The following is an 11566-nucleotide window of genomic DNA, read 5'->3' on the forward strand; positions in this document are numbered from 1 at the left end:
CGAACTCACCCACGCCGACCAGGCCAGGATGCTCAACCCCGCCCCGGCGCCTGCTCGCCCATCACCATCATCGGCGCAGCCTCACTGCGCTTGAGCAGCGCATAGAGCACCCCGGTCACCACGCTGCCGATGGCAATCGCCAGCAGGTAAAGCAGCGCGTGGTTCATCGCGTTGGGGATCAGCAGCACGAACAGCCCGCCATGGGGCGCCAGCAGCTTGCAGCCGAACAGCATCGACAGCGCGCCGGTCAGCGCACCTCCGGCGATACTTGCCGGGATCACCCGCAGCGGGTCCTTGGCCGCGAAGGGAATCGCGCCCTCGGAGATGAAGCACAGCCCCAGCACCAGCGCGGCCTTGCCGGCCTCGCGCTCGCTCTGGGCAAACTTGCGCCGCGCCAGCAGCGTGGCGATGCCCATGCCGATCGGCGGGACCATGCCACCGGCCATCACCGCCGCCATCGGCGCATAGCTCTGCGAGGCGAGCAGGCCGACCGAGAAGGCGTACGCGGCCTTGTTGATCGGCCCGCCCAGGTCCACGCACATCATCCCGCCCAGCAATAGCCCGAGCAGGATGGCGTTGGTGGTACCCATGCCGGCGAGGAAATCGGTCAGCGCGCTCATCATCGCCGCCACTGGCGAACCCACCACATAGATCATCACCAGCCCGGTGAACAGGCTGGCCAGCAGCGGGATGATCAGGATCGGCTTGAGCGCCGCGACACTGGCCGGTAGCGGAACCCACTGGGCAATCGCGCGCGCCGAGTAGCCGGCGAGCAAGCCGGCGACAATGCCGCCAAGGAAGCCTGCCCCCAGCGTGCTCGCCAACAGCCCGCCGATCATCCCCGGCGCCAGCCCGGGGCGATCGGCGATGGACCAGGCGATGTAGCCGGCGAGCATCGGCACCATCAGCTTGAACGCCGCGTCGCCGCCGATCTGCATCAGCGCCGCCGCCAGGGTGCCTTGTTGCTTGAACGCCTCGATACCGAAGACGAAGGACAAGGCGATCAGCAGCCCGCCCGCCACCACCATCGGCAGCATGAAGGACACGCCGGTGAGCAAGTGCTTGTAGACGCCGCGCGCTTCGTTCTTCGCCGGCGCCGCACTGTTGCCGGCAGACGCGGCGGACTCCGTCGTCGCCTCCTGCAGCGCGCGCTCGATGGTCGCCTGGGGCTGCTTCAACGCCACACCCGTGCCGCAACGGAAGATGCGCTTGCCGGCAAAACGCTCGGGATTGACCTCGATATCCGCCGCCAGCAGGACCACGTCAGCAGCAGCGATTTCTTCCGCGCTCAGCGGATTGCGTGCGCCCACCGAGCCCTGGGTTTCCACCCGCAGCTCGACGCCCATCTGCTGTGCCGCCTGCTGCAGCGCCTCGGCGGCCATGAAGGTGTGCGCCACGCCAGTCGGGCAGGCAGTCACCGCGACGACCTTCGCCACGCGTTCCGTTTCGGCAGGCACTGGCGAGGCCTCGCCCGGCTGCCAGACGGGTGCTTCCGCCGCCGCGCGCTGAAGGAAACCGGCCGGGTCGGCCAACGCCTCGGCCGGGCGCGCCTGCACCAGGCGTTTGCCGGCGAAGCGCGAGAGGTCCAGCGGCTGCGCGCTGACCACCAGCACCCAGTCGGCCGCGGCAATCTGTCCTTCGCTCAACTGGCGTTCCGGATGCTGCGGGTCGCGTTGTTCGACACACACCGACCAGCCCAGGCGCTCGGCCGCCGCCCGCAGCAGGCGGGCGCTGAGCACGCTGGAAATCTGGCCGTTGGGGCAGGCCGTGATCAGGGCAAGGTTCATCGTCATACCTCTTGTTGTTCTATCGCTCAGGGCTGGCACGGGGCCAACGCCTGAACCTGCACCGCGTCCTCGATGCGCTTGAGCCGCTGCGCGTCGCCGATGCCGAACTGGATCTGGGTGACCGCCAGTGCCGCCACCGCCGTGGCCTGGCGCAGCACACGTTCGGGCGGCCAACCGGCGAGCAAGCCATGGACCATGCCGGCCAGCAGGGAATCGCCTGCGCCCACCGTGCTGGCGACTTCCACCCTGGGCGGCACCGCTTGCCAGACACCCTGCGGACCGAACCAGCGCACGCCCTCGGCGCCCTGGGAAAGCACCACCTGCTCGATACCGCGCGCGCGCAATGATTCGACCTGCGCGCCCAACTCCTCAGCGCTGCCAGCAGGTTTTCCGCATGCATCGCCGAGCTCCTGGTCGTTGGGTTTGATCAGCCAGGGAGCGGCGTCCACCCCGGTGCGCAGCGCGGCACCGCTGCAATCGAAGGCGACTTTCAGGCCATGGCCCTGCAGCCGCAGCAACAGCTCGCGCAACCACTGCGGATCGATGCCGCGCGGCAGGCTGCCGGCGACCACGGCAATGTCGAAATCGGCAGCGATCAGGTCGAGGCGGTCGAGCAGCGCATCCTGCTGGGCGCTACTGACTTCCGGGCCCGGACCGTTGATGTCGGTGATCCGCCCGGTGCCTTCGGCGATCTTGATATTCCGCCGCGTTTCACCCGGCACGCGGACAAAGGCATCGACGAAACCACGGCGACGGAACAACGCCTCGAAGGGCAACGCATTGTCCGCACCGAGGAAACCGGCAACGGTCAGCGAATGCCCCAGGTCGGCCAGCACCTGGGCAACGTTGAGACCCTTGCCGGCGGCCTGGCTGAGTGCCGACTCACTGCGGTTCACCTCGCCGGGCGCAAGCGTCGGCAGGCGCACGGTGAGGTCCAGCGCGGGGTTCAGGGTCAGCGTGAGAATACGGGCCATCAGTGCACCTCCGGCAGTGCCAGGGCGACGCTCTGGCGCACGTCCGCTGCCGAGCACAGGGCCAATGCCGCGCGAGCCAGCTCGCGGGATGTCGGCAGGTCCAGCTCGCGCACCCGCGCCTTGACCAGCGGGATGCTGCGCGCCGAAACGCTCAGTTCGTCCACTCCCAGCCCGACAAGCAAGGGCACCGCCAGCGGGTCGGCGGCCAGCTCGCCGCACACGCCCACCCACTTGCCGTGGGCATGGGCGGCGCGCACGGTCATGTCGATCAGTTGCAGCACGGCCGGGTGCAGGCCGTCAGCTTGCGCGGACAGACTCGGATGGCCACGGTCGATGGCCAGGGCGTACTGGGTCAGGTCGTTGGTGCCGACGCTGAAGAAGTCCACCTCGCGCGCCAGCACCGGTGCCAGCAGCGCGGCGGACGGCACCTCGACCATGATGCCGAGTTGCAGATCGTGCTCGCCGCCCAGCTCCGCGCAGAGTTCGAGGGTGAGGTCGCGGGCCTGCCGCCACTCCTCCACCTGCCCGACCATGGGGAACATGATGCGCAGCGGGCGGCCAGCGGCGGCACAGAGCAACGCTCGCAGCTGGGTGCGGAAAATCTGTGGGCGTTGCAACGTCAGGCGCACGCCACGAATGCCCAGGTAGGGGTTGGTTTCCTCGGGGATCGGCCAATACGGCAGCGGCTTGTCACCGCCCACATCGAGGGTACGCGCCACCAGCGGGCGGCCTTCGAGGGCATCGAGCACACGGCGGTATTCGATCTCCTGGGTTGCCTGGTCGGGCGCCTGGGGGTTGTCCATGAAGACGAACTCGGTACGCAGCAGACCCACGCCCTCCGCGCCCAGCTCCACGGCTTTCGCCGCGCCGGCGGTGTCGCCAAGGTTGGCGCAGACTTCCACGGCATGGCCATCGCGAGTCACCGCCGGCTCATGACGGCGCGCCTCGGCCTGCGTGGCGCGACGCTGGCGCAGGTCGCGCTGGGTTTCGGCGGCGTGCAACGCTTGCACATCGGGGGCGACCGTCATCTGGCCTTTCTCGCCATCCAGCAGCAACGCCGTGCCGGACTCCAGCGCCAGCACGCTTTCCCCGGCGCCCACCAGCGCGGGAATGCCGAGCGCACGGGCGATGATCGCGCTGTGCGAAGTGGCGCCACCGCGCGCCGTGACGATACCCGCCACGCGTTCCGGATCGAGCCGCGCCACGTCCGAGGGGCCGACTTCGTCCATCACCAGGATGTAGGGCTCGCTCGGCTCCAGCGCACTCTCGACGCCACACAGGCGCGCCAGCACGCGCCGGCCAACGTCGCGCAGGTCCGCCGCGCGCTCAGCCAGCAGCGCGTCGCGCAGGGCCTCCTGCTCGCCGGCCACCCGTTCGATCACCTGGCTCCAGGCCGCTTCGGCGCTGGCGCCTTCGGCCAGGCGCGCCTGCACCTCGTCGAGCAACTCGGGGTCGTCCAGCAGTGCCTGGTGAGTGACGAAGATGTCGCGAATTTCCTTGACCTGGCTGCGCCCCACCAGCGCTCCGATTTCCCCGCTGATGGCCATACGCGCCTCATCGAGGCGCTGGCGCTCGACGTCCGCCGACTCGCCGCGCACGGCGAACTCGAAGGCACGAGCGACCTGCACGTACGCAGGGCCGTGGGCAATGCCCGGCGATGCGGCAATGGCCTGCAACTGCGCGCCCGCTTCGGGAGCCCGCACGGCCTGCAATTCCTGCTCGTCCTGTTGCACGCTGTCGACGATCAACTCGAAGGTTTCCGGCAGCGGCTCGACTTCCTCGCCCAGGCCCTGCTCCACGGCCGCGCGAACGGCAGCCAGTGCGGCCTCGGCGATTTCCGGCTCGGCGAAGAACTCCAGCACCTGCCCACGCCGCGCGCCAAGGGTGAGCAGTTTACTCAGGCTGCGGATGGAAACCGGGGCGCTGTCGCCCTCGGCGATGCGCACGCGAATTTCGCCGCTGTAGTCCCGCGCCAGCAGCATCAGCACCTGCGCCGGGCGCGCGTGCAGGCCATGCGGGTTGGCCAGCGGCACCCGGATGCTCGGCCAATCCACCGGCAGTTCACCGCCCAGGGCTTCCAGCACCGCACGTACGGAGGTGGCGCTGGCCAGCTCGCCGGCACGGCCATCCACCAGCAGGTCGCACAGGCGCGCGAACACCGCCCCGTGCGCGTCGTCCTGGCGAGCCAGGCAGAACAGGCCACGCACCGGCTGGCCGGCGTGGCTCAGCTCGCGCGCGGGGGTAACGAAGACGAGGCCCGGACGAGTGACGCATTGCTCGCTGTCCTGCCACCAGAGCCCCGCGCCCAACGGCAGGGCCTCCTGGTCATGCAGCGCGGCAGCGAAGCCGGGAACCACGCAGCCGGCCTTCTTCAAACGCCGCGCACCGACCAGCGCCAGTTCGTCGAAGTCTTCGGCAGCGACGCCAAGCCCTACCAGATGCTCGTCGAACAGCAACGGCTGAGGCGCGCCACGTTGCAGCAGCTGCAGCAGGTCCTCGGGTTTTTCCGCTGCACGCAAGGCCGGGCCTACTTCACCATCGCCCAGCGCACGGGTAAGCAGTTGCAGCAGGCGCAGGTGCTCATCGGACTTGGCCGCAATGGCGATGGCCAGGTGCACGGTCTGCCCGTCGCCCCAGGCGACCCCCTCGGGGAAGTGCATCAGGCGCACGCCGGTGCGCTGCACCAGGTGACGCGTTTCCGGCGTGCCGTGGGGAATGGCGATACCCTGCCCGAGATAGGTGGAGCCTTGCGCTTCACGGGCCTGAAGACCCGCCAGGTAGCCTTCGGCAACCAGGCCATCGTCTTCGAGGGCAGAGCCGAGCATGGCCAGGGCGGCCTGCTTGTCGGCAGCGCGCTGGCCCATGCGGACCTGCTGCGCGTTGAATTCGAGCATCGCGTTCTCCTCACCGGCGTTCGCGCGTGCCGGCGCTGGGGCGGTTATCCGCTTGTACGGTGATCAGCTTAGAGGCTGCGGGGCAGGAACAGGGTTCAGGCAATACTGCGCGCGCAATGCTGAATCGTTTCACCTATTGAGACTGGCACGTTACTCGATAATGCGTGATCCTTGAAGCCCCCAATTGTCGGCAGCATCCCGCGTTGAAACTCAGTGATATCGCCCGCCTGGCCGGTGTTTCGGTCACCACCGCCAGCTACGTGATCAATGGCAAGGCCGTCCAGCGCCGCATCAGCGCCGCCACGGTGGAGCGCGTGCGCGCGGTGATCGAGGAGCACGGCTACCACCCGGACCAGCAGGCGGCCAGCCTGCGGCGCGGGCAGACCCGCACCCTGGGCTTTGTCCTGCCGGACCTGGAGAACCCCAGCTACGCCAAGCTCGCCAAATTGCTCGAGCAAGGCGCGCGAGCGCGCGGCTACCAGCTGCTGATCGCCTGTTCCGACGACGAACCGGACACCGAGCGCCAGGTGCTCAACCTGTTCCGCGCACGCCGCTGCGACGCACTGATCGTCGCCAGTTGCCTGCCCGTCGGCGACGAAAGCCACGCCCGCCTGCAGGCTGACGGCGTACCGATCATCGCGGTGGATCGCCAACTCGACCCGCAGCGCTTCTGCTCGGTGGTCAGCGACGACCGCGACGCCAGCCACCGCCTCACCGCCAGCCTGCTGAGGCCCGCGCCCCGCAGTATCGCCCTGCTTGGCGCGCGGCCGGAGCTGATCATTTCCCAGGAACGCGCCGCCGGCTTCCGCAGCGCTCTGCGCGATTACCAGGGCCAGGTGCTGGTCGAGCACGGCGAGACCTTCAGCCGTCCGTGTGGCCGGCGTCTGATGGAGGAGCTGCTGGCCGGCCAGGGGCAGTTGCCCGACGCGCTGATCACCACCTCCTACGTGCTGCTCGAAGGCGTGTTCGACGTGCTCCAGGCGCTGCCCAGCGGCTGGCCGGCGAACCTGCGCATTGCCACCTTCGGCGATACCCAGTTGCTGGACTTCGTTCCGCTGAAGGTCAACGCGATTTCCCAGCAGCACGCGCTGATCGCCGAGCGCGCGCTGGACCTGGCGCTGGCCGCCATCGAACAGAACAGCTACACGCCCGGCGTGCACCCGATCCCGCGCAACCTCAAGCTGCGCACGGAGTGAGCCGATGCGCCTGATCGACACCCACAACCACCTCGACTGCCCGGACTTCGAGCAGGACCGCGCCGCCGTGCTGCAACGCAGCCGCGAGCTGGGCGTGGAACGGCAGGTGCTGCTGGGGGTGTTCCGCGAGAACTGGGAGGACGTCTGGGCGCTGGTGGACAGCGAGCCAGACCTCTACGCCGCCCTGGGCCTGCACCCGATCTATCTGGCGCGGCACAAGCCGGAACACCTTGCTGCGCTGCGCGAGTGGCTGCAGCGTCTGGCCGGCCACCCGAAGCTCTGCGCGGTGGGCGAGATCGGCCTGGACTATTACCTGGAAGACCTCGACCGCGAGGGCCAGCAGGCCATCTTCGAGGAGCAGTTGCGCATTGCCATCGACTTCGAGCTGCCGGTGCTGCTGCACGTGCGCCGCGCCCATGCGGCGATGATCGCCACGCTCAAGCGTTACAAGCCCGGGCGCCAGGGCATCGTCCACGCCTTCGCCGGCAGCCGCGAGGAAGCCCGCGAATACCTCAAGCTGGGCTTCCGCCTGGGCCTGGGCGGCGCGCCGACCTGGCCGCAGGCCAACCGCCTGCGCAAGGTGGTGCCGGAGATACCGCTGGAGTCCATCGTGCTGGAGACCGACTCGCCGGACATGGCGCCGTCGATGTATCCCGGCGTACGCAACAGCCCGGAACATCTGCCGGATATCTGCGTGGCGCTGGCAGAGTTGAAGGGCATCAGCCCGGAAGAACTGGCCAGCGCCAGCACGCGCAATGCGATGGAGTTGTTCGGCTGGAGTTGAGCGGTTGCTCTTCGTAGGAGCGAGGGGGACGCCCAGTTCTTGCTCGCGAACCGCACGACGATGGAGTGACCTGCCGAATCTGTTCGCGAGCAAGCTCGCTCCTACAGGCCAATAGCGAATTCACCGACAAACCGATGCCCGTGAGATGGGGTGCATCCGTGCGACCCACGGACATCGGTCTGCTGGCGAAAACCCTTTAGCGAGACGGACCGCTGCGCCTGCCTCGCACAACCCGGGATCAGACGCGGAACGCGCCGATCAGCCGCTTGAGCTCCACCACCTGCCCGGCCAGTTCGCGGCTGGCGCGCTCGGTCTCGCTGGCACCTTCGGAGGTGCGCTCGCCGGCCTGGTTGATCTCGACGATGTTCTGGTCGATGTCGTGGGCCACGGCGGTCTGCTGCTCGGCCGCGGCGGCGATCTGCTGGTTCTGGTCGACGATGGCGCCGACCGCGCTGAGGATATTCTCCAGCGCCTGCTGCACCTGGGCCGACTGGCTGACAGTGCCATCGGCGGTCTGGTGGCTGCTGCCCATGGCCTTCACGGCGGCGCCCACGCCGTTCTGCAGGCGGGCGATCATCTGCTCGATCTCTTCGGTGGACTGCTGGGTGCGCTTGGCCAGGGTACGCACCTCATCGGCGACCACGGCGAAGCCCCGGCCCTGCTCACCAGCACGCGCCGCCTCGATGGCTGCGTTGAGCGCCAGCAGGTTGGTCTGCTCGGCAATGCCCTTGATCACGTCCAGCACACGGCTGATCGAAGCGCTGTCGGCGGCCAGCTGGTTGATCACCGCCACCGACTCGTCGATCTCGCCAGCCAGGCGCTGGATGCTGCCCACCTGGGATGCCACCAGGGCGCGGCCGCTGGTGGTTTCCTGGTTCACGTTGTGGGCGCTGCCCACCGCCACGGCGGCGCTGCGCGCGACCTCCTGGGCGGTTGCGGCCATCTGGTTCATGGCCGTGGCGACCTGCTCGATCTGGTTGCGCTGGCCGGCTACCGCCTGGTTGCTCTCGGCGGAAACCGACTCCACGCGCACGGTCTGCCGCTCCACTTCGCTGACCGTGCGGCCGACCTGCTCGATCAGGTCGTGGATCTTCGACACGGTCTGGTTGAAGGCATCGCCCAGCTCGCCCAGCTCGTCGCGACTCTGGGCCTGGAAGTTGACGGTCATGTCGCCGGCGGCGACGCGCTCCATCATTTTGCCCAGGCTCTTGAGGGTGGTGCGGGTGGAGACGTAGAAGCCGCCGTAGAGGTAGACGATGGAAACGAACACCACCAGCAGCGCCACCACCAGCAGCACCATCTGCCGCTGCTTGCTGGCCAGGCGGGCCTGCAACTGGCCGTCGAAGAACTGCAGGACATGGTCGTCCAGGCGATAGGTCTGCTCGATCGCCTTGCTGACCTGTTCGTAGAAATCGAGCCAGGGCGTGTCGAGGGTGTCGGCCATCACCACCTTGTCCTCGAACAGCTTACCCATGGCCTTGATCGTTTCGCGGCTGGCCTGGGCATCGGCGGCCAGCGTGCTCTGCGCTGCAGCGCTGGCGCCCAGCGCTTCCTGCAGCTTGAGCCCGTATTCGGCGTGGAGCTTCTCCAGCTCCTGCAGCAGGTCATCGAGCTTGCTGCTGGTGGAGGAATTCAGGAAGCCCTGGCCCAGCGCGCTGGCCCCCATGGTGCGGCCCTGGCTGAGGGTCTCGGTCACCTGCGGAGTGCCGGAGGTGATCAGTTCGGCCAACTGGCGCAGGTCGCGGGCGTCGTCCTGGCTCAGGCCAGCCTGGGACACCAGCAGTTTGTTGAAGACCTGCACTTCGCTGAGCAGGCGCGCCGCCATGGCCGACTTGCTCTGCAGCGAGCCCTCGGCGTCAACGCCCTTCAGGCTGGCAAGCAACTCATCGCGCTTGGTGTTGAACTCGGTGATCTGCTCGGCGTCCTGGGTGACCGGTTGCAGCGCTTGGATCTGCGCCTGCAGGTCCTTGTGCAACTGGCTGATGCGCGAGTCGATGCCGGAGGATTTGTTCGACTGGCCGAGCACACCATTGATCTGCAACAGGTCGTTGTAGGACTCGAGGTGGCGGCGCACCTGCAGCCCGTTGCCGATCAACTGGAGGCTTTCCAGTTCGGCACGGGTACTGACGAACTGCCGGTAGGAGTCGCGCACCAGGTAGAAGTTGGTAATCAGCATCGGCAGGAAAAACAGCACACTGATCAGGCTGAACTTCATGCCGAAGCTCAGACGGTTCATCAGCGCGATGGCCGGATAGAGCACGGTCCTCACGAAAGACGTCTCCTGTTCCCGTTATTGTTATGTTGCTTGTCGGGGATGGTGCGGCGCGCCCCTGGACGGGTTGTCGCCACGTGCGCTCATCGGCGCGGCCGCTGTCGTACAGCGACCGTCATCTCGCGCTTTGGAATCGATGTGTACCTGATATCGGCGGGGAGTTCTGTAACTTAAGGTTAAAATGCCATCATCGGACCGGCGGCAACCGGCCCGATTCGCGAGCTCAGAGCAGCAATGCCCAGATGGCGAAGACCGCGTACCAGAGCACGGCGGAGCGCACCAGCAGCTGCCATAGCGCATCCAGGCTGGCAACGCCCTTGGCGCCCAGGCCGCCCTCGTTGAAGTCTTCGGCCACGTACCCGGCGCGCGCCAGCAGACGAGCGGCGGGTACATCCCAGGCCAGCAGGTCATGCAACAGCGTACGGGTCACCGCGACGAAGTTGCCGACCAGCGCGAAACTCAGCACGAGTGCCCGCGCCGGCAGCCAGTCGAAGGCATGGCGCAACTGTGCGGCGCGCTCGCGCAGCACCGGCTGGCGCCCCTGCTCGGCGGCAATGGCGAGCAGCCGGTAGGCCAGCGCGGCCACCGGGCCGAGCAGCGCGTACCAGAAGATCACCGCAAAGAAGGCCTGGTAGGCCTCCCAGACCAATGTGCCCTGCACCACGGCGAACAGATCGTCGTCACCATCGGCCTGGACCTGCACGCCCAGGTCACGCTCGGCGACGTGGTAGGCGGCCTGGGCATCTTCACGGCGCCAGGCATCGCGGAACGGCCCGATGGCACGCAGCACATCGCCGCGCCCCAGGCTCCAGACCACCACCAGCAGTTGTACCGGAAGCGCCAGCAGGCCGTAGGCCACCGGCTCCAGAATGGTCAGCAGCAGCGCCAGCAACAGCAGCGGCGGCAGGATGGCCACCAGCAGGCCGAGCCAGGGCTGCGCCACCAGCGACTTCACGCCACCCACGGTATCCAGCCAGCCGAGCCACCAGCCATCACGCTGTACCCGCGCACGCCAGCTGGAAAATTTCTCGACCAACAGGACCAGCAACAGCACCAGGAAACTCATGTCGACTCCTTCTTCACAGCCGCGCCGATATCGGTGAGATAGCGCGTCCAGTCGAATGCCTCGCCGGGGTCGGTCTTGCGCTCCGGCGCGATGTCGCAATGCCCCTGGATGCGCTCCGCCGTGATCGCGGGATAAACCTTGCGCAGCTGCCGCGTCAGCTCGGCGAGCACTTCGTACTGACGGTCGCTGTAGGGCTCGATGTCGGTGCCTTCCAGCTCGATGCCGATGGAGAAATCGTTGCAGTTCTCCCGCCCATCGAACCTGGACACGCCGGCATGCCAGGCGCGCGAGTTGCAGGAAACGAACTGGAACAGCGAGCCGTCGCGCTCGATGAGGAAGTGGGCGGACACCGTCAGGCTGCAGATGCTGGCGAAGTACGGATGCTCGTCGGCAGCGAGGCGGTTCTGGAAGAACTCCTGCACCTTGCAGGTACCGAACTGGCCGGGCGGCAGGCTGATGTTGTGGATGACCAGCAGCGAGACTTCCTCGCCATCGGGGCGGGCATTGAAGTTCGGCGAAGGGCAGCGCTGGGCGTCTAGGCACCAGCCGGATTCGGGGTCGATCTGCATGGAGACTCCTTGGCAGAGCCCCAC

General features: G+C 67.8%; 8 protein-coding genes and 1 pseudogene. 2 read left to right on the forward strand and 7 right to left on the reverse strand.

All coding sequences use genetic code 11. The annotated features are described in order from the left end of the window. Positions 1-32 precede the first annotated feature (32 nt). From A6723_RS25640 to ptsP, 3 genes are read right to left on the reverse strand one after another with little or no spacing between them, the layout of a single operon-like run. Positions 33-1787, reverse strand: a complete 1755-nt coding sequence (locus tag A6723_RS25640; protein WP_054906679.1) for a PTS fructose-like transporter subunit IIB — start codon at positions 1785-1787, stop codon at positions 33-35. Positions 1788-1813: 26 nt separating this feature from the next. Beyond that, positions 1814-2761, reverse strand: coding sequence for a 1-phosphofructokinase (gene pfkB, locus A6723_RS25645; RefSeq protein WP_054906680.1), 948 nt, complete (start codon positions 2759-2761; stop codon positions 1814-1816). After that, a complete protein-coding gene (gene ptsP, locus A6723_RS25650; RefSeq protein WP_054906681.1) occupies positions 2761-5655 on the reverse strand; it encodes a phosphoenolpyruvate--protein phosphotransferase in 2895 nt (964 codons plus the stop codon). The genes pfkB and ptsP overlap by 1 nt, the downstream gene beginning before the upstream one ends. A gap of 203 nt (positions 5656-5858) precedes the next feature. On the opposite strand from ptsP, the gene cra reads away from it, so the two are divergent. Beyond that, complete coding sequence (gene cra, locus A6723_RS25655; protein ID WP_054906682.1) at positions 5859-6851, forward strand: catabolite repressor/activator; 993 nt, start codon at positions 5859-5861, stop codon at positions 6849-6851. 4 nt (positions 6852-6855) lie between these two features. Next, positions 6856-7635, forward strand: coding sequence for a TatD family hydrolase (locus tag A6723_RS25660; RefSeq protein WP_054906683.1), 780 nt, complete (start codon positions 6856-6858; stop codon positions 7633-7635). A gap of 238 nt (positions 7636-7873) precedes the next feature. Here the strand turns inward: A6723_RS25660 and A6723_RS32725 are convergent, their stop codons facing one another. The 4 genes and pseudogenes from A6723_RS32725 to ampD all read right to left on the reverse strand — a co-directional run bounded on the left by A6723_RS32725 (position 7874) and on the right by ampD (position 11542). Continuing rightward, positions 7874-8587, reverse strand: a complete 714-nt coding sequence (locus tag A6723_RS32725) for a methyl-accepting chemotaxis protein (RefSeq protein WP_371914077.1) — start codon at positions 8585-8587, stop codon at positions 7874-7876. A gap of 144 nt (positions 8588-8731) precedes the next feature. Beyond that, a pseudogene (locus A6723_RS32730) lies at positions 8732-9871 on the reverse strand (HAMP domain-containing protein); the annotation flags it as partial. Between the two features lie 259 nt (positions 9872-10130). Continuing rightward, a complete protein-coding gene (gene ampE, locus A6723_RS25670; protein ID WP_054910378.1) occupies positions 10131-10973 on the reverse strand; it encodes a regulatory signaling modulator protein AmpE in 843 nt (280 codons plus the stop codon). Further along, positions 10970-11542, reverse strand: a complete 573-nt coding sequence (gene ampD, locus A6723_RS25675) for a 1,6-anhydro-N-acetylmuramyl-L-alanine amidase AmpD (RefSeq protein ID WP_054910377.1) — start codon at positions 11540-11542, stop codon at positions 10970-10972. Before ampD ends, ampE begins: the two co-directional genes overlap by 4 nt. Between the last annotated feature and the right edge of the window lie 24 nt (positions 11543-11566).

It is taken from the genome of Pseudomonas sp. AU11447 (assembly GCF_001672555.2).
Lineage (GTDB): Bacteria > Pseudomonadota > Gammaproteobacteria > Pseudomonadales > Pseudomonadaceae > Pseudomonas > Pseudomonas nitroreducens.

Excerpts from the sequence above, each read along its gene's own strand:
- pfkB (WP_054906680.1), bottom strand. The coding sequence starts at position 2,761 with ATGGCCCGTATTCTCACGCTGACCCTGAACCCCGCGCTGGACCTCACC.
- ptsP (WP_054906681.1), bottom strand. The coding sequence starts at position 5,655 with ATGCTCGAATTCAACGCGCAGCAGGTCCGCATGGGCCAGCGCGCTGCC.
- A6723_RS25660 (WP_054906683.1), top strand. The coding sequence starts at position 6,856 with ATGCGCCTGATCGACACCCACAACCACCTCGACTGCCCGGACTTCGAG.
- ampD (WP_054910377.1), bottom strand. The coding sequence starts at position 11,542 with ATGCAGATCGACCCCGAATCCGGCTGGTGCCTAGACGCCCAGCGCTGC.
- ampE (WP_054910378.1), bottom strand. The coding sequence starts at position 10,973 with ATGAGTTTCCTGGTGCTGTTGCTGGTCCTGTTGGTCGAGAAATTTTCC.
- A6723_RS25640 (WP_054906679.1), bottom strand. The coding sequence starts at position 1,787 with ATGAACCTTGCCCTGATCACGGCCTGCCCCAACGGCCAGATTTCCAGC.
- A6723_RS32725 (WP_371914077.1), bottom strand. The coding sequence starts at position 8,587 with ATGAACCAGATGGCCGCAACCGCCCAGGAGGTCGCGCGCAGCGCCGCC.